Raw genomic sequence first — 18,019 nt, 5'->3', positions numbered from 1 at the left:
GGGCGCCCCGGTGATCCCGCTCTACCAGCCGGGCACCTCGTACCTGCACCGGCTGCCGGTGGGGGCGAAATTCCTCGGAATCTTCCTGGCGGCCCTCATCGCCTCGATCTTTCGTGAAAACCTCGCGGTGCTGCTGGGAATATGGGCGCTCACCCTCACCGGCTTCCTGCTCTCCGGGATCGGACTCCGGGGCCTGCTGGCCCAGCTCTGGCGGCTCAAATGGTTGGCTCTGGTGCTGACCATCCCCCAGCTGATCTTCCTGACCCCCGCAGAGACGGGATTCAACGTGGCGCGGGTGCTTGCCGTGGTGCTGATGGCCGCCCTGTTCACGCTGACCACCGCCACCTCGGACATCCTCTCCAGCTTTGAGCGTCTCCTGCGACCGGTGGATCCGCTGCTGCTGCGCCTGGGACTCAGTGCGGAACGGATCTCCCTGGCCCTGTCCCTGACCATCCGCTCGGTGCCGCTGATCCTGTCCTTCTACGCCGACATCCGCGAGGCGCAGCGGGCCCGCGGAATGCGTCCCACCCCGCGCGCCACAGTGCTGCCGCTGCTGGTGATGAGCCTGCGTCATGCCGAGGAGACCGCCGAAGCGCTGGCTGCGCGCGGAGTCCGCTGACGCCGCGTGTGCTCGGGTCCGGCTGAAACGGGTTGAGTCCGGTTGAGTCTGGGTCAGTGCTGCTCGGGGCCCGCTCCGGTCCAGGTCTGCAGCCGCCCACACATTCCCCACAGCCGGGGCTCCGGACGGGGTTCGCCTCGGATGACCGCTGCCTCCTGAAGATGCGCGCCGTTCCCGGCACCCAGCGCGAGCAGCTGCGCCCTGGTGCGTTCGGTCTCGGCCTCGACGCTGCGCTCCCAGATCTGCTGCCAGTCCCTCACCCGCGGACGGACCAGGCCCACGGCGAGCGCGTGGAAATGCTGCATGGCCTGTGGCCCCTGGACCTCTATCCTGCTCAGCAGCTGCCGATGGCCTTCGATGGCCAGGTCCCGCCGGGCCCGCGCCGCCTCGGCCCGACCGTCCTGATCGGCCTCGGCGGGCAGCGCGACGGCGTCGCGGTAGCGCTGCGGATCGGCAAGGATCTCCTCGGGGAAGGTCAGCACCGCATCCCCGGCCTCGGGCAGTCCGGCGTTGGACATGATGACCTGCATCTGAAGCTGGTCGTGGTTGACCAGTCGATGCACCGTGCCCGGGGTGAACCAGAGCAGCGAACCGGCGGCGAGCTCATCGACGGCCGGACCGGCAGCGCTGATGGTGTGGACCTCTCCGCGACCTGAGGTCACCACATAGGCCTCGGTGGAGAGCGTGTGCAGATGCGGCGATCCGCCATGCAGCCCATCGGAGGTCTCCCAGTCATAGACACACAGCTGGCTCAGCGAGGTCCCACCGGGGAACCGTGGCAGCGAGCGGGACGGCGGGGCCTGCCCCGGTGTCTGTGCCGGGGCCTGCCCCGGTGTCTGTGCCGGGGCCTGCCCCGGTGTGTGCGCCGGTGTCTGGTGGTTCATCAGAGCGCGAACTCCTGTCCGATCTGGTTCCGCTCCTGAGATGTCAGGACCCGGGCGATGAAGACGAAGCGGTGGTGCAGTCGCAGGGTGGCGCCTGCCTGGAGCTGGATCTCCTCATCGAAGGCCGGTGACTGACTGGCCACCGCGAAGATCGAGGTGCGGGTGAACCACTTGATCGGCGGCAGCTGGGTCCCGGCGCACTCGGAGGTGCCGGCGAAGGCCATGATGGTGCCGCCGCCGTCGAGGTCGTCGTGCTCCGAGGAGAAGGCGACCCAGTCGGCCACCTGGCCCATGGTGTTCTCCTCCCCTTCGGCCCCGTTGGAGTTCACCACCTGGCAGCCGCTCCAGGACCGGGGGCCGCGCCAGAACCAGCCGGTGTATCCGGCGTTGGGGCGCCCCGCCGTCGTCGGACTGCCCAGCGGCAGGGTTCCGGTGGAGACGTTGGTGAGCTCGGTGGTCAGGTCGATGGCCCAGATTCCGCGGGCGGGGTCCAGGGAATGCACGCGCTGGACCCGGTGCTCATCGAACCAGTGCTCCCCGCGGGAGGTGATCCATTCCAGGGTCTCGTTGAAGCTGACCTCATCTCCGCCGGAGGGCTGCGTGCTGAACCCGGTGTGGTTCATCCTCCCCAGGTTGCCGCGCATCTTGTAACCGTCCTCGGCCGCGAAGGTCGGCCCGCCCCAGAAGTTCTGGTCCGCGACGTGGGACCAGGTGAACTGCAGCCCGGTGTGCCAGCGGTGGTCCCAGGGGCGGCGGACCGAGGCCTCGCCGCCGTCGAGGAACCGCAGCGGGTAGAGGTAGGGCTTCGGGGCCTCCTCCTGCGGGGAGTCCGGGTGGGTGACGTAGCGCAGGATCTCGGTGCCGGCGGCGGTCACCGCGATCTCCTTCTCCCCCGGGGTGACCTCGAAGTGTGCGGCCCCGGTCTGAGCCGAGGTGGCTGATCTGGAGTTGGTGGGGGCGGTGGAGGCGGCTGATGCGGAGACGGCAGGAGTGCCGGGCGTGGCTGGCGCGGATTCGGTGTGCTGCTGATCGGTGCTCATCGGGTCAGTTCTGCTTTCCGTAGATGTAGGACTCGTCATGCATCGCGGTGTAGTAGGTGCCGTCCTGGCTCAGCTCGGAGCGCTTCACGGACTTTCCGGTCTCTGCCGACTGATACAGCGCGGCGATGAACTCCAGGGTGCGGCGCCCCTCCTCCCCGGAGGCGCGCGGCCGGACCTTGGCCTCCATGGAGTCCAGAAGCTCGGCGAGCTGCTGCCGGTGTGAGGAGGGCACGTTCTCCTGCGGCGACCACGCCTCCACGGCCGCGAGGTTCTCGGCAGCATGCGGCGCCGGAGTCCAGGTCCAGGAGCTGTTGTCATAGCCGTAGAGGTGTTCCACCTCCACGGTGGCGTCTTGGAAGTCGAAGCGCAGGTAGGAGACCTCCCGCGGTGAGATCACACTGGTGATCACGGTGGCGATGGCGCCGTTGGCGAAGCGCACGATGGCCGAGGAGAAGTCTTCGGTCTCGACCTCGCGGTCCAGCCTCTCGGCCACCGCGGTGATCTCGGTCCACTCCCCGAGCACCTCCAGGAGCAGATCGATCTGGTGGATCCCGTGACCCATCGCCGGGCCTCCGCCCTCGGTGGCCCACTTCCCCCGCCAGGGCACGTCGTAGTAGGCGTGCGGCCGGTACCAGAGGGTGTTGCACAGCGCGACCAGCGGCCGGCCCAGGGTGGATTCAGCAACCTGCTTCTTCAGCGTCTTCGCGCCGGAGCCGAAGCGGTGCTGGTAGACGTAGGAGGCATAGGGCCCGCCCTCCACCTCCTCGGCGGCGACCGCATCGTACTCGGCCAGCGTCAGCACCGGCGGCTTCTCGCACCAGACCCAGGCGCCGGCCTGCAGGCCCTGGATGGCGGCGTCCTTATGCGCCGAGGGCGGGGTGCAGATGATCAGCAGGTCCGGAGACTCCGCATCGAGCAGCTCCTGCGCGGAGCGATATCGGCCCGCGATCCCCCACTCGTCGGCGACCTGGCCGACCCGATCAGGATCGAGGTCGGCGATGCCCACGACCTCCACGCGATCCGCGTGGGCCTTCAATGTGGGCAGGTGGGCGATGGTCGCGATCCCGCCGGCCCCGATGAGCCCGGCTCGGATCTTCGCGCTCCGGCCGGAGTGTGCGGTCTCAGACATGCGGTCTCCTCGGTGACTGTGGCAGGTGATTCATTCCAGAATGTGAACGATCACTCTGAGCGTTCCACCTGAGGTTATTGACTCCGCGGTGTGACTGTCAACACATTGGCCTGATCGGAGTGCTGAACCGGTGTGCGAGGATCGTCGTGGCGGCCGAGATCCGGCCCCGCACCCCGCCGAGGAGCAAGCACATGGCCAGCACACCCCCGCGCGCGGCCACCCTGCACGAGGTGGCCGCCCTGGCCGGGGTCTCGCACCAGACCGTCTCGCGGTTTCTGCACAATAAGGGGCCGTTCAAGCCGGCCACCATCGAGCGGGTCGAGGCGGCGATCCAGGAGCTGAACTACCGTCCGAACATGATCGCGAGATCCATGCGCACCCGGGAGACCGGGATCCTGGCCGCGATCCTGCCCTCCCCGGTCACGGCGATGCCCACCCCCACCCTCGCCGCGGCCGCCGAGCTCGCCCGGCAGAGCGGCTACTTCATGGAGATCTCGGTGATCGAGGGCCCCGCACAGGATCGGGCCCGGCGCACCCAGGAGCTGCTGGACTCCGGACGCCTTGAGGGCGTCCTGTCCCTGGGCGCACTGCCCGGCATGAGCGAGCGGCCCCGCAGCCCAGGCACGACGGCGCTCGCGATCCTCGACCAGTACGATGACCGGCTGCGCGGCATCGGCCCGCTGGCCGACGCCTCCGCGCTGCGCGAGATCATCGAGACCCTTGCCGGCATGGGACACCGCCGCTTCCTGCACATTCAGGGGCCCCAGGACTGGTCCTCAGCGCGGGCCCGACGCGAAGAGTACCTGCGCAGCATCGAGGACCTGGGGCTTGCCTCCCATGGCATCCGGGGCGGTGACTGGACCATCGAGTCCGGGTACGCAGCGGTCAGCGGCCTCGAAGAGGACTCCGGCGTCACCGCGGTCATCGCGGCCAACGACTACCTCGCACTGGGCGCCGCCCGCGCGGCCCACGACCGGGGGTGGCCTGTGCCCAGGCAGCTGAGCATCACCGGCTGGGATGACCTGCCGACCGCACGCTACGCCGTTCCAGCACTGTCCACCGTCGCGGTGGATCAGAGGTCGCAGGGCCGCTCGGCCATGGAGCGGCTGATCGCCCTGGTCCGCAATGAGCCGGCACCGGATCCGAGCATCCCGGTGAGTCGACTGATCCTGCGCGAATCCACCGGCCCGGCGCCTGCACCGGGGACCTGAGAGCCCACGCCATGGCCCGAGACGCGTGACGGTCTCCAGGGCTGGGAGTGAACGTTCACACTAATCGGCGAGAACGCTGCCGGTGAGTTCCGCCGCCGAGGTGGATGGGCGAGGTGAGCGCCGCACTCCCCGGTGCCCCCAGTGGGACTCGAACCCACACTGGACCGATTTTAAGTCGGTTGCCTCTGCCGATTGGGCTATAGGGGCCGAAGGCGGGCTGTCAGTGACAGCCCGCCTTCTCGTGCTGAGTCATGGATGACTCAGGGTCAGCCCTTGGCTGCTTCCTTGGGCTTCACGCCGCCGGCAGCTTCCTGGAACTGTCGGTAGGGGCTCTCGAGATCGCGCACCGGAGTGTAGTCCCGGCCCAGCACCAGCTCGTTGACCCAGCCGCCGATCACGCGGACCTTGCGCTCCACGGTGGGGATCGCCAGCGCGTGGTAGCCGCGGTGGGCCATCCAGGCCGGGAACCCACTGATCTTGACCTTCAGCGGGTTGCCGACGCCCTGGAACATGCCCAGTCCGGCGACAGCGCCGAGGGAGTCGTGCTTGTACTCGTTGAGCTGCCCCTGGCCGTAGCTCGCGGCCAGCAGGTTCTTCGCGAGCACCTTGGCCTGGCGGGAGGCGTGCTGCGCGTTGGGCACGCAGGTGCCGTCGGGCAGGCCGCCGCCGCTGAGGTCGGGGATCGCGGAGATGTCACCGGCGGTCCAGGCGTTCTGCAGGACCTTGCCGTCTTCGTCGGCGATCTGCAGCGTGGCGGCGCCGGTGACCCGGCCGCGCGGGTCCACCGGGAAGCCGGACTTCTTGGCGACCACGTTGGCCGCGACGCCGGCGGTCCAGACCAGAGTGTCGGATTCGAAGCGGTCGGCCTCGGACTTGTCCTTCATGTTGATCAGGCGCATCTCGCCGTCCACGACGGAGCCCAGCGAGGTGTTGAGCAGGACCTCGATGCCGCGGCCGCGCAGGTGCTCCACGACGCCGACGGCCTGATCCTCGGTGACCTCGGGCATGACCCGGCCCATGGCCTCGACCATGACGATGCGCACATCGGTCTGCCCGATGCGCGGGTTCACGGCCACGGCCGCACGGATGATGTCTTCCATCTCGGCGACGGTCTCGATTCCGGCGAAGCCGCCGCCGACCACGGTGAAGGTCAGGGCGCGGGACTTGGCCACCTCATCGGTCATCACCGAGGCGGCCTCGATGCGCTCCAGGATGTGGTTGCGCAGAGTCAGCGCCTCTTCGATGGTCTTCAGACCGATGCCGTGCTCGGCGAGACCCTCGATCGGGAAGGTCTTGGTGGTCGCACCGGCGGCCATGACGATGTCCTGGTACGGCAGTTCGACGGTCTCGCCCTGGGAGAGCTCCACGGTGGCGGTCCGGCCGTCGTGATCCACGGCGGTGACCTTGCCCGTGATGATCTCGGAGTCCTTGAGGTGGCGGCGGTGGGATACGACCGCGTGGCGGGCCTCGATGTGGCCGCCGACGACCTCGGGAAGGAACGGCTGGTAGGTCATGTACGGCATCGGGTCGACGACGGTCACGATCCCGCCGGCGGCCTTCACCTTCTTCTGAAGCAGCTGTGCGGTGGTGAGACCGACGTAGCCGCCGCCGACGATGAGGACACGAGGTTTCGCAGAAAGCGTCTGTGGAATAGCCATATGCCTCATCATATACGTAGCTCGATGGTGGGTGGTGAGGTCACCTCAGGCCGCAGGAGCCGGGAGCAACGCTCAGCTCTGCTCCTGGCGGCGGACCAGGCGATAGTGGATCACGGCCATGGTCAGCACTGCCACCACCAGCATCGCGGCGGCACCGACCGCCACGGGCCCGGCCCAGTCCTGTGCGGTGCTTGGCTGTCCCGGCTCCGGCATCGCGCGCGGCTCGCCCTCGGGTCCGGCCACGACGCCGGCGTCCTCGGGGATCTCGTCGGTCTCGGTCGGCTCGACCTCGCCCCGGCGATGCACGCGCACCCATTCGGCCAGGGTCGGATACTGGGCCGTTTCGAAGGCCGGGACGTCGCCGGAGACCGCCTCGGCCACGTCGAGCACTCCATGTCCATACTCCGGGTCCACTCCCTCGGCTCCCTCGGAGTCTGCGGTGGAGAGCACTCGGTGCTTGACCTCTTGGGCGCTGAGCTCCGGGTTGGCGGCCCAGACCAGGGCGGCGGCTCCGGCGACGATGGGAGAGGCTCCCGAGGTGCCGTTCCACTGCATGTAGTCATCACCCGGCATTGCTCCGACCAGGGGTTCGGAGGCGGCCGCGATGCCGATCGCGATGCCCTGGGAGGAGGAGTCCGCGCTGATCTCACGGGACTCATCGACCCCGGCCACGGCGAGCACCCCCGGGATGGTGGCGGGGGCACCGACCGAGAGGTGTCCGGAGGCACGGTTGCCGGAGGCTGCCACGACGAGCACGTCGTTCTGCTCGGCGTAGAGGAAGGCCTCATCCCAGGCCTCGGGCCATTCCTGGAAGCCCGAGCCCAGGGACATGTTGATGATGTCGGCGCCGTTGTCCACGGCCCAGGTCACGGCCTCGGCGATCTGCTCCTCGGTGCCGCCGCCGTAGGGATTGGGGTCCTGGAGCAGCAGCGAGACCGAGAGCAGGGACGCTTCCGGAGCGACACCGATCACGCCGTCCTGTGGATCGGCATCCTGGGTGAGCTCGCGGGGCGCGGTGCGGGTCTCTTCGAACTCGGAGCGTGCCTCGGCGTCGACCTCGTCCTGCCAGTCCTCGCCGTAGATCTCCTCCAGCGAGGCCTCGAAGTCCTCCCACCAGTCCGCCCACTCGTCCTCGTCGAGGTCCTCGACGTCCTCGTCCACCAGTGCCGCGACCGCATCGGCCTGCGCGGAGGTGCCGCGGCCGGCCGCCAGGGAGGCCACCAGCGTGCCGTGCTCGGTGGCGACCTGACCCACCGGGGCACCGCCGTCGCCGGCGCCCGAGACGTCGGTGCCACCGACCACGGCGCCGGAGAGAGTCGGGTGCCCGGAGTCCACCCCGGTGTCGATCACGGCGATGGTCATGCCCTCCCCGCGGGTGGTCTCCCAGGCCTCGGTGATGCCGTAGTCCTCGAGCCAGTACTGCTGGTCGCGCCACTCATCGGCGTGGGAGGCCGGAGCCGCGAGGATCATGCCGCTCAGACCCAGGCCGAGGGCGAGTGCGGCACCGAGGGCGCGGGAGCCGACTGTCATCCCTGGGGCTTTGCTGAAGCCGCGGAGGGCGCGCGCGCCTGAGCGTGCGCCAGGGACATCGCGATGCCATCGAGGATGTCATGCTCGGAGGCGACCGCAGAGACGATCCGCCCATGGGTGACCTTGTTCAGATAGTCCAGGATCGTGCCCCAGATCAGCGCGCCGGCGCCGATGACGTCGACCCGTCCGGGGTGCATGATCGGCATCTGAGCCCGCACGTCCCGGGTGGAGTGCACCAGCTGCTCCACCGACTGGTGCAGGGTGTCCAGATCGATCTCGGCGCCGTGGATCAGGTCCGGCTCGTAGTCCTCGAGCTTCAGCGCGTGGGCAGCCACGGTGGTGACGGTGCCGGCCACCCCGATGACCACCTCGGTCTCGTGCAGCGGCATCACCTCGGAGACGTTCTCCAAGAAGGAGAGCGTCTCGAAGCTGGTCATCGAGGTCTCGGTGTCGGTGGGCGGGTCGCTGCGCATATGCCGCTCGGTGAAGCGCACGCAGCCCATGTCGGTGGAGATGGCGTGCTCGACTTCGGCCGAGGTGCCGAGCACGAACTCGGTGGAACCTCCGCCGAGATCGACGACCAGGATCTTGCGCTCGGCGTCCCAGTCCAGCACCGAGGCGGCGCCGGCGAAGGACAGACCGGCCTCCTCGCTGCCGCGGATGACCTCGGGCTCCACGCCGAGCCGGTGCTTGACCCCGGCGACGAACTCGTCCCGGTTGGTCACGTCGCGGGAGGCCGAGGTGGCGACGAACCGCACCGCCTCCACATGGTGCCTGCGGATGAGCGCCCCGTAGCTGTCTACCGCCGCGAAGGTGCGTTCCAGGGCGCCGGCGGAGAACTCTCCGGTCTCGTCCACACCCTCCCCCAGGCGGACCACGGTCATCTGCCGCACCACATCCCTGACCCGGCCGCTGGCCTCGACATCGGCGATCAGCAGCCGGATGGAGTTGGTTCCGCAGTCGATGGCAGCAACTCTCATGGGGGTGTCCTTCTCCTCGCCGGTATGGGTGAGCGGTCGACGCGCTGGCCGAGCCGCGGGGGTCCTTGCCAGCACTCTATGCGGTCTCTTCGGGGTCCTGCGAGACCCGGTCCTGCGCGTCCGCGTCCTGCGTGCGGGCGAATCCCTGGTTCCGGCGGCGCACGTGCCGGCTCAGATCACGCTGCGGGACCGCAGCCTCGTGATCCCAGGAGGTGGCACAGATGCAGATCTGCGGGGTGAACTCCTCGGCGATGCGTTCCAACGCCTCGTCACCGAGCGGGTTGATGCCGGGTCCCACCGCCAGCGAGTGCCCGACGAGCACATGCAGACACTTGACCCGATCAGGCATCCCGCCGGCGCTGATGCCTTCGATCTCCCAGACCGGGTCCAGTCCGGCGACGCCGCGCAGCCGTTCCCGCTCGGCGAGGTAGTTCTCGTGGGCTCCACGGTGGGCCGCGGCGAAGTCGGCGTCGGCGCTCAGCCGCTGGCTCATCTCGGCCATGAGTCCTGAGGCCTCGAGCCGGGAGACGGCGGCGGTCGCGGCCGGATGGGTCAGGTAGAAGGTGGTCGGGAACGGAATCCCGTTGCTCAGCCGTGGCGCCGTGGCTGCCACCAGGGGGTTTCCGCAGGTGCAGCGTGCGGGGATCTCGACGACGTCGCGCACTGGCCTGCGCAGCTGAAGGCTCAGGGTGTCCAGATCGCTGGGGTGGGGGGTAGTCGAGTTCACGGGAGCCGAGTTTACTCCACCGCCTCGGCCGGTCGGCCCAGTCCGCGGCGAGTCGACTCAGTCCTCTGCGGCGGAGCGGACCAGGGAGTCCCAGAGGGCCTCGGCCCAGGGGAGGTCGTGGCGGACCTCGGCGGAGTCCAGCTGCTCGACGTCATCGGTGCTCGCTCCGGGCTCACCCATGACCTGGTAGCGGCGCTCCCCCGGCATGACCAGGTTGATCCGCTCCCGGGCCTGCTGGCGGACGAAGTCCGGATCGTCCCAGCGCACCAGCTCCGATTGCAGCTGGGCCTGTTCCTGCTGCTCGGCGGCGATCTGAGACTCAAGCTCGTTGAGTTCCGAGCGCTGCTGGAAGAAGCTGTTCACGGTGGGGACCAGGAAGGAGATCACGACCAGGACCACGATGCTCAACAGGATCATCCGGCCTGGGAAGGTCCGCTCAGGGACCGTCGTGGCGGCGCTGACCGGGGTCTTCACCGACCCAGCGGAGGCTGAGGCCGAGGTGCGCGTCTTGCGGCGTGCTGTGATGTCCGCAGGGGTCCGGATCTCTCCGGAGACCTGCTCGCGTTCGGCCAGCCGACGGGCCTGGGCCGCGCGCGCCTTGACCTCCGCTGAGGAGGCACGTCTGCTCGGCACGATATGTCACCGCCTTGCGGGGAAGAGGGGAAGTAGGCGTGGCTTCTGAGGATATCTGCCGTGCGCCTCGCGGCTGGAATCTGACACGCGAGAAGACCGAGCATGGCGGAGTTCACCCGCCGACAGGCTGGGAAGGCCAGCAGGCCGGGAAAGCCGACGGGGCGCCATGGGAGCGGAACCTGTGTCCTAAGACCAGGACCCGCACCCATGACGCCCCGTATCACTCACCGGCGTCGAAGATCCCTGCGGCTATGCGGTGAAGCGCGGGAACACCGAGGCTCCGGCGTAGCGTGCGGCGTCGCCGAGCTCCTCTTCGATGCGCAGCAGCTGGTTGTACTTGGCCACGCGCTCGGAGCGAGCCGGGGCGCCGGTCTTGATCTGACCCGAGTTCGTGGCCACCGCGATGTCCGCGATGGTGGTGTCCTCAGTCTCCCCGGAGCGGTGGGAGATCATCGTGGTGTAGCGGCTGCGCTGAGCCAGCGAGACCGCGTCGAGGGTCTCGGTGAGCGAACCGATCTGGTTGACCTTCACCAGCAGCGAGTTCGCCGTGTCTGCCGCGATGCCCTTGGCCAGCCGGTCCGGATTGGTGACGAAGAGGTCGTCGCCGACCAGCTGGACCTTGGCCCCGATCTGATCAGTGAGGTTCTTCCAGCCGGCCCAGTCGTCCTCATCCAGCGGGTCCTCGATGGAGACCAGCGGGTAGGCCTCGACCAGCTCGGCGTAGTAGGTGCTCATCTGCTCCGGAGTCCGGGACTCGCCCTCGAAGGTGTAGACGCCGTCGGCGTAGAACTCGCTGGCCGCCACGTCCAGGGCCAGGGCGATGTCCTTGCCCGGGGTGTAGTTGGCGCGCTGGATCGCCTCGGTGATCAGGTCCAGAGCCGCACGGTTGGACGTGAGGTTCGGGGCGAAGCCGCCCTCGTCACCCAGCCCGGTGGCCAGGCCCTTCTCCTTCAGCAGCGCCTTCAGCGAGTGGTAGACCTCCACGCCGGCGCGCAGCGCCTCGGAGAAGGTGGCCGCGCCGATCGGGGCGATCATGAACTCCTGGATGTCGACGTTGGAGTCCGCGTGGGAGCCGCCGTTGAGGATGTTCATCATCGGCACGGGCAGCAGGTGCGCGTTGGGGCCGCCGAGGTACTTGTACAGCGGCAGGTCGGAGGCGTCTGCGGCGGCCTTGGCCACGGCCAGGGAGACGCCGAGGATCGCGTTGGCGCCGAGCGAGCTCTTGTTCTCGGTGCCGTCGAGATCGAGCAGAATCTGGTCGATGATCCGCTGCTCGGTGGCGTCCTGTCCTTCCAGGGCGGCGGCGATGACGTCGTTCACGGCGCCCACGGCGCCGGTGACGCCCTTGCCGAGGTAACGGTCCTTGTCACCGTCGCGACGTTCAGCGGCTTCGAAGGCACCGGTGGAGGCGCCGGAGGGGACTGCGGCCTGGCCGAAGCTGCCGTCCTCGAGGAGGACATCGACCTCCACGGTCGGGTTGCCTCGTGAGTCGAGGATTTCGCGGCCGTACACGCTGACGATAAGAGACATATTCTGTCGGCTCCTTGTTGTTCATTCAGTGGGAAACTTTTCGGATGTGCCGAGCGCGCCCTTGCGCCGGTGCCTTGGGGATCGAGCTGTTGAGCTTCTCGCTCAGGCCATGCGGTTCAGGTGGCTGCGCAGCGCGCGCTCCGGGTCCTGGCCGTTCGCGCGTGCGGTCCGCACCACAGCAAACAGTAGTTCACCGAGCTCCGCCTCGTCAGCCGCCGCCAGCGTGGCCGATTCAGAATTGGGGAGATGTTCATCGGGCTCCCGGCCGAGCCGGTCGATGAGCTTCGCGGCCCTGGCCAGTGCCGGCAGGTGCGCCGGCAGCGAGCCGACGACGGCGGAGAGGCCGCCGTCGTCGACCGGTGCCGCTGGTGCTGCGCCCGCCGGCGCCGGATTCTCCAGAGCCTTCTCCTCGGCCTTGATCCGGGTCCAGGCGGCTTCGACCTGCTCGATGCTCGCGTGGGGGTCCACGTCCAGGCGGCCCTCCGCGGTGAAGACATGCGGGCTGCGCCGGACCAGCTTCGCGGTGATGGCTTGGGCCACCCCGTCGAGGTCGAAGCTGCCGCGCTCCTGGGCCAGCTGAGCATGCAGCGCGATCTGGAACAGCAGGTCCCCCATCTCCTTGCGCAGGCCTTCGTCGAGGCTGCCGGCCTCGATCTCCTCGAGCACCTCGTAGGCCTCTTCCACGAGGTATTCGGTGAGATCCTCGTGGGTCAGCTGGGAGGTCCAGGGGCAGTGCTCGCGCAGCCGGGCGATGACCCAGCGCAACAACGCGATCTGGTCCTCCCCCGTGGGGCGGGGCCCGGACTGGTCGCTGGGCTCAAGCTGGTCGCTGCGGGTGGGCCCGGACTGGTCGCTGGGCCTGGGGCTCACTGCCAGGCTTCGAGGATCATGCCGGCCAGTGCCTCGCGCTCCTCGTGACCGAGGAAGGAGGACTCCAGCGCGTTGATCTGGAAATCGGCGAGCTCACCCAGGCCGTAGTCGAAGGTGCTGGCGATCAGCGCGAGCTCTCCGGAGAGGGTCACCCCGGAGACCAGGCGGTTGTCCGTGTTGACCCCGACGTTGAAGCCCAGCTGGTAGAGCATGTCGAAGGGGTGATCGCTGAGCTCCGGCGACTCGCCCTGGGCGAAGCCGGCGATCGCGCCGGTCTGCAGGTTGGAGGTGGGGCTGACCTCGAGGTGGATCTGGCGGTCGCGGACCCAGCGGGCCACCGGGCCGAGCTCGACCTGGAAGACCTCTTCTCCGGCCTCGAGGTCATCCTCGGAGTCGGGCTGGGTCTCGATGACGCTGATGTCCTCGGCGACGCGGACGCCGTGGCCCAGGCGCTGCGCGCGGCCCGAGACCAGCGCGTCGCGCACGGACTCGATGCCGTCGCCCTCGCCGGCGTGGACGGTGGTGGGAAGCATCTCGGTGGCGAGCCGGGTGAACGCATCGGCGAAGCGGCTGGGCGGGAATCCCGCCTCAGGCCCGGCGATGTCGAAGCCGACCACACCCTTGTCCCGGTGGCGCAGCGCGACCTCGACGATCTCATCGGCACGGTCGGACTGGCGCATCGCGGAGACCAGCTGGCCGACGACGATGACGCCGTCCTGCTCGGCGACGGTCTCCATGCCCTGGTTCAGCCCCTCCTGGACCGCCTCGACGGCCTCATCCAGGCTCAGGCCCTGCGTCTGGTGCTGCTCGGGAGCCCAGCGGACCTCGGAGTAGATGATGCCGTCCGCGGCCAGGTCTTCGACGTACTCCTTCGCGACCCGGCGCAGGTTCGGCGCGGTCTGCATCACGGCGGTGGTGTGCGCGAAGGCCTCCAGGTACTTCTCCAGCGAGCCGGAGTTCGCGTTCTGCCGAAAGCGCTCGGCGAGCTCCTCGGCGTCCTGGCTGGGGAGGTCGTGACCGATCTCGGCGGCCAGCTCGATCAACGTCGCTGGGCGCAGCGAGCCGTCCAGGTGATCGTGCAGGGAGACCTTGGGCAGGTTGCGCAGCTGCTCTTCGAGCTTGGCGGCGGCGGTGCGGAGGTCAGCGGCGGTAGAAGTCATGACGCCGAGTCTATCGAGGAGACGGACGGAAGTCGCCCGGGTGGTTCTGCGCGGGCAGCTCAGCGGCGGGGATGCTCCTGGTCGGCGTCGCGGTCCTCGTCCTGACCTCCGCGGTAGCCCCCGTCACGGCCTGTGTCACGGCCTGTGTCACGGCCTGTGTCCCGGCCTCTGTCACGGTCCCCGCGTGGGCCCCCGTCGCGGTGCCGGTCATGATCCGCCCGGTCGCGGTGCAGCCGCAGCGGGGGTTCCACGGGCAGCGCCGCCGTGTCGAAGTACCCCTCGGGGTCCAGGTGGACGCCCTTGCGGTCCAGCCAGCGGGTCAGCAGCCGGAAGATCCGGTCGAAGATCCAGCCCAGCAGCACCGCCCCGGCGATCGAGACCGTCATCGCCACCAGCACCGAGTCGAAGATGTTCGCGCTGATCGCGCCGATCCCCACCGAGTAGGAGGCCCAGACCAGGGAGGCGATCGCATCGATCACCAGGAACCGACGGAGCGAGAACCCGGTGGTGCCGGCGACGAAGTTGATCGCCACCCGGGCTCCGGGGATGAACCGGCCGACGAAGATCAACAGCACTCCGCGCTTGTCCAGCTCGTGACGTGCCCAGATCAGCGTGCGCTGGGGGGTGGGACGGCGCATCCATCCGAAGCGCATCGGGCCGATCGCGCGCCCGATCCGGTAGGCGATGAAGTCTCCGAGCAGGGCTCCGGAGGCGGCCACCAGGATCACCCAGAGCAGGAACGGGGTGCCGGGCTCGTTGGCGAGCGAGCCCAGGCCGATCACCAGCGAGTCTGAGGGCACCACCGGGAAGAACCCGTCGACCACGCAGAGCACGAACAGGCCCACCAGCGTCCACCATCCGGAAGCGGCTTCCAGGATGGTCTGGTTGATGACGTCAAGGAGCTCCCCCGGGCGCATCCGCGTGGCCTCAGTCGGTCAGGTCTGCCGCACTGATGCGGCCGAAGACCAGATCAGGCGTCTCGTGCGGGCCGGAATCGACGTCGACGTCCACGGCGCGCTCCAGCGACTGCTGCGCCCGAACGATCCGGTGCTCGTCATCGGTGAGCAGGGTGAACAGCGGCTGACCTTCGGTGATGCGGTCCCCGGGCTTGGCGTGCATCCGCACCCCGGCTCCAGCCTGCACGGAGTCCTGCTTCCGCGCCCGACCTGCGCCCAGCCGCCAGGCGGCGAGCCCCACGGCCATCGCATCCATCCGGGTCACGGTGCCGGAGACCCCGGCGTGGATCGTGTGACTGTGCACCGCCTGCGGCAGGGCCGCGTCGGGGTCACCGCTCTGCGCGGAGATCATTCGGCGCCAGGAGTCCATCGCGCGTCCGTTGCGCAGGTTCTCCGCCGGGTCCACCCCGGTGATGCCCACGGCGGTGAGCATCTCCTGCGCCAGCGCCACGGTGAGCTCGACGACGTCGCCGGGCCCGCCCCCGGCGAGCACCTCCACCGATTCTTCGATCTCGATGGCGTTGCCTGCAGTGAGCCCCAGCGGGGTGTCCATGTCGGTGAGCAGCGCGGAGGTCTTCACGCCGGCATCGGTGCCCAGGGCGACCATGGTGCGGGCCAGCTCCTCGGCGTCTGCGCGGGACTTCATGAACGCACCGGAGCCGGCCTTCACATCGAGCACCAGGGCGTCGGTGCCCTCGGCGATCTTCTTGGACATGATCGAGGAGGCGATCAGCGGGATCGCCTCCACCGTGCCGGTGACGTCGCGCAGCGCGTAGAGCTTCTTGTCCGCCGGGGCCAGCCCCGGGCCCGCGGCGCAGATCACGGCGTTGACCTCGTCGAGCTGGCGCAGCAGAGCCTCGTTGCTCAGATCCGCCTGCCAGCCGGCGATGGCTTCGAGCTTGTCCAGGGTTCCACCGGTGTGGCCGAGACCGCGGCCGGAGAGCTGCGGGACGGGCACGCCGAAGCTGGCGACCAGCGGGGCCAGCGGGAGCGTGATCTTGTCGCCGACTCCCCCGGTGGAGTGCTTATCGGCGGTGAGCCGACGCGCGCCCTCGGGTGTGCGCAGGGAGGAGAAGTCCATCCGCTCGCCAGAGGCGATCATCGCGGCGGTCCAGTGCCCGATCTCCTGACGGGTCATCCCGTTGAGCAGGATCGCCATGGCCAGCGCCGACATCTGCTCATCGCCGACGAACCCATCGGTGTACGCGGCGATGATCCATTGGATCTGGTCCTGGGAGAGCCGTCCGTGGTCACGTTTGAGCCGGATCAGTTCCACGGCGTCGTGGGCCGAGCGGTCGTAGGTCATGCCGGCAGCGGTCATCGCATCTCCAAGTCGTTGGTCTCAAGATCGCGAGGACCGAAGGATTCCGGCAGCAGCGCGTCCAGGGTGGTGGTGCCCCGCGCGGTGCGCACGTGCATGGTGGGGGCGGAGAACTCCAGCAGCAGCTGCCGGCAGCGGCCGCAGGGCGTGATGTATTCGCCCTGCCGGTTGACGCAGGTGAACGCCACGATCTTGCCGCCGCCCGCCATCTGCAGGGCACCGATCATGGTGCACTCGGCGCAGAGGGTGAGCCCGTAGGAGGCGTTCTCCACGTTGCAGCCGGAGATGATCGTTCCGTCCTCGAGCAGCGCCGCGGCGCCCACCGGATAGTCCGAGTAGGGCACGTAGGCCCGGGTCATCGCGATCCGGGCCTGAGTGGTGAGGCGCTCCCAGTCGGCGGCGTGGTCCGGCGCGGGGATCCGTGCGATGCGTCCGGTCAGAAAGTCATCGTCCTGAGTCATAGGGGACATCCTACGAGGCCACGCGGGGGCCCGAGTGCCAATCACTCAGGCGCAGGCGCGTCGAGCCCCGGCTGCTGTGCGCTAGGCCCGGCGGAGCTCGTTGATCGCGCTGAGCGCTGTGGTCACCATGATCTTGGTGCCGTAGCCGATGCACCGCTCATCGGGGACATAGTCCCCGCGGTGCAGGTCGAAGTCGATGCCGCCCGGGGTCTTGGTCCCCAGCCGGAACATGGCGCCGGGGAGCTCCTGGGTCATCCAGGCGAAGTCCTCCCCGCCCATGGACTGCGGGGCCAGCTCCAGGCCCTCGGCACCGAGCACCTCGCGGCCCGCACGCTCCAGCAGGGCGGTCTCGCGCTCGTTGTTGATCACCGGGGGCACGCCGCGGATGTGCTCCAGCTCTACGTCCACGCCCCATGGCGCCGCGACCTGCTCGACGGTCTCATCCAGGAGCGCCCCGGCGTCGCGCCAGGCCTCGGCGTCGAGGATTCGCATGGTCCCGACCAGTGTGCCGTGGGCGGGGATGGCGTTGTGCGCGCTTCCGGCCTCGATCTGACCCCAGACCAGCGAGACCGCGGAGCGCACGTCCACCCGGCGGGAGAGCACCGCCGGGACCGTGGAGGCGATGTGGGCCAGGGCGGAGACCATGTCCTCGGTCAGGTGTGGCCGGGAGGTGTGTCCGCCGCGTCCGGTGACATTGATCCGCACCACGTCGGCGGCGGAGGTGATGGCCCCGATGCGGGTCCCGATCAGTCCGACCTCGATGCGGGGGTCGCAGTGCAGCGCGAAGATCCGGGGCAGCGGTGCGAGCACGTTCTGGCGCACCATCTCCAGGGCGCCTCCGGGCATGGTCTCCTCGGCCGGTTGGAAGATCACCCGGACCTTGGCGCCCAGGCCCGCCGGGTCGCCGTCCTCGATCCGCTGCTGGTGCAGCCGCTGCAGGCTCAGCGCGACTCCGAGTGCGATCGTGGTGTGGATGTCGTGGCCGCAGGCGTGGGTGACGCCGGCGTGGGTCGAGGCGAAGGGCAGCTCGGTGAGCTCCTGGACCGGCAGCGCGTCGATGTCCCCGCGGAACCCGGCGGCGAACTCCCCGGCACCGATGTCCACGTAGAGCCCGGTGGTCTCGGGCATGAGCTCCGGCTCCAGCCCGGCCGCACGCAGGGCCGCGGCGAGCCGCTCGGTGGTGCGCTCTTCCTTCCAGGAAAGCTCTGGGTGGGCGTGCAGGTCCCGGCGCATCTCGATGAGCGTGGCTTCCAGGTCCTGGACCACCGCGTCGGCCGAGGCATGCGCGGCCTTGAGCATCACGACGGGGC

General features: G+C 69.2%; 17 protein-coding genes and 1 tRNA gene. 2 read left to right on the top strand and 16 right to left on the bottom strand.

The annotated features are described in order from the left end of the window. Nucleotides 1–10 precede the first annotated feature (10 nt). Nucleotides 11–619: an energy-coupling factor transporter transmembrane component T family protein gene (locus EV640_RS05265; RefSeq protein ID WP_133726011.1), complete on the top strand. Its 609-nt coding sequence runs from the start codon at nt 11–13 to the stop codon at nt 617–619. Between the two features lie 53 nt (nt 620–672). Here the strand turns inward: EV640_RS05265 and EV640_RS05260 are convergent, their stop codons facing one another. The 3 genes from EV640_RS05260 to EV640_RS05250 are packed head-to-tail and all read right to left on the bottom strand — an operon-like array spanning nt 673 to nt 3,672. Next, nucleotides 673–1,503 (bottom strand): cupin domain-containing protein, encoded by an 831-nt coding sequence (locus tag EV640_RS05260; RefSeq protein WP_133726010.1) that lies wholly within the window; start codon nt 1,501–1,503, stop codon nt 673–675. Further along, a complete protein-coding gene (locus EV640_RS05255; protein ID WP_133726009.1) occupies nt 1,503–2,543 on the bottom strand; it encodes a DUF6807 domain-containing protein in 1,041 nt (346 codons plus the stop codon). The genes EV640_RS05260 and EV640_RS05255 overlap by 1 nt, the downstream gene beginning before the upstream one ends. 4 nt (nt 2,544–2,547) lie before the next feature. Then, entirely contained in the window at nt 2,548–3,672 is a 1,125-nt protein-coding gene (locus EV640_RS05250) for a Gfo/Idh/MocA family protein (protein WP_133726008.1), read from the bottom strand. A gap of 191 nt (nt 3,673–3,863) precedes the next feature. On the opposite strand from EV640_RS05250, the gene EV640_RS05245 reads away from it, so the two are divergent. After that, nucleotides 3,864–4,883 carry a LacI family DNA-binding transcriptional regulator gene (locus EV640_RS05245; protein WP_133726007.1) on the top strand — a complete coding sequence of 340 codons (1,020 nt, stop codon included), beginning with the start codon at nt 3,864–3,866 and terminating at the stop codon, nt 4,881–4,883. 133 nt (nt 4,884–5,016) lie between these two features. Here EV640_RS05245 and EV640_RS05240 read toward each other — a convergent pair. From EV640_RS05240 to EV640_RS05180, 13 genes are all read right to left on the bottom strand, one after another. Continuing rightward, nucleotides 5,017–5,090 (bottom strand) — tRNA-Leu (locus EV640_RS05240). A gap of 59 nt (nt 5,091–5,149) precedes the next feature. Then, nucleotides 5,150–6,541 carry an NAD(P)/FAD-dependent oxidoreductase gene (locus tag EV640_RS05235; protein WP_036476811.1) on the bottom strand — a complete coding sequence of 464 codons (1,392 nt, stop codon included), beginning with the start codon at nt 6,539–6,541 and terminating at the stop codon, nt 5,150–5,152. A 72-nt stretch (nt 6,542–6,613) separates the two neighbouring features. Next, nucleotides 6,614–8,071 (bottom strand): S8 family peptidase, encoded by a 1,458-nt coding sequence (locus EV640_RS05230; protein WP_133726006.1) that lies wholly within the window; start codon nt 8,069–8,071, stop codon nt 6,614–6,616. Then, a complete protein-coding gene (locus EV640_RS05225; protein WP_133726005.1) occupies nt 8,068–9,051 on the bottom strand; it encodes a Ppx/GppA phosphatase family protein in 984 nt (327 codons plus the stop codon). The genes EV640_RS05230 and EV640_RS05225 overlap by 4 nt, the downstream gene beginning before the upstream one ends. Nucleotides 9,052–9,127: 76 nt before the next feature. After that, nucleotides 9,128–9,778, bottom strand: coding sequence for a DUF501 domain-containing protein (locus EV640_RS05220; RefSeq protein WP_133726004.1), 651 nt, complete (start codon nt 9,776–9,778; stop codon nt 9,128–9,130). A gap of 57 nt (nt 9,779–9,835) precedes the next feature. Next, nucleotides 9,836–10,411 (bottom strand): FtsB family cell division protein, encoded by a 576-nt coding sequence (locus tag EV640_RS05215; RefSeq protein ID WP_133726003.1) that lies wholly within the window; start codon nt 10,409–10,411, stop codon nt 9,836–9,838. Between the two features lie 249 nt (nt 10,412–10,660). Continuing rightward, nucleotides 10,661–11,941, bottom strand: coding sequence for a phosphopyruvate hydratase (eno, locus tag EV640_RS05210; RefSeq protein ID WP_133726002.1), 1,281 nt, complete (start codon nt 11,939–11,941; stop codon nt 10,661–10,663). Nucleotides 11,942–12,043: 102 nt separating this feature from the next. Next, complete coding sequence (locus EV640_RS05205) at nt 12,044–12,811, bottom strand: MazG nucleotide pyrophosphohydrolase domain-containing protein (RefSeq protein ID WP_243832240.1); 768 nt, start codon at nt 12,809–12,811, stop codon at nt 12,044–12,046. After that, complete coding sequence (locus EV640_RS05200) at nt 12,808–13,971, bottom strand: adenosine deaminase (RefSeq protein ID WP_036476799.1); 1,164 nt, start codon at nt 13,969–13,971, stop codon at nt 12,808–12,810. The genes EV640_RS05205 and EV640_RS05200 overlap by 4 nt, the downstream gene beginning before the upstream one ends. A 59-nt stretch (nt 13,972–14,030) precedes the next feature. Further along, complete coding sequence (locus tag EV640_RS05195; protein WP_133726001.1) at nt 14,031–14,888, bottom strand: DedA family protein; 858 nt, start codon at nt 14,886–14,888, stop codon at nt 14,031–14,033. A gap of 10 nt (nt 14,889–14,898) precedes the next feature. Next, nucleotides 14,899–16,233 carry a thymidine phosphorylase gene (locus tag EV640_RS05190; RefSeq protein ID WP_133726085.1) on the bottom strand — a complete coding sequence of 445 codons (1,335 nt, stop codon included), beginning with the start codon at nt 16,231–16,233 and terminating at the stop codon, nt 14,899–14,901. 11 nt (nt 16,234–16,244) lie between these two features. Continuing rightward, a complete protein-coding gene (locus tag EV640_RS05185) occupies nt 16,245–16,709 on the bottom strand; it encodes a cytidine deaminase (RefSeq protein WP_084479675.1) in 465 nt (154 codons plus the stop codon). An 81-nt stretch (nt 16,710–16,790) separates the two neighbouring features. Then, nucleotides 16,791–18,008 (bottom strand): amidohydrolase, encoded by a 1,218-nt coding sequence (locus EV640_RS05180; RefSeq protein WP_133726084.1) that lies wholly within the window; start codon nt 18,006–18,008, stop codon nt 16,791–16,793. Nucleotides 18,009–18,019: the final 11 nt, after the last annotated feature.

It is taken from the genome of Nesterenkonia aurantiaca, from assembly GCF_004364585.1.
Lineage (GTDB): Bacteria > Actinomycetota > Actinomycetes > Actinomycetales > Micrococcaceae > Nesterenkonia > Nesterenkonia aurantiaca.
This window is presented reverse-complemented; position numbering and strand designations above follow the sequence as displayed.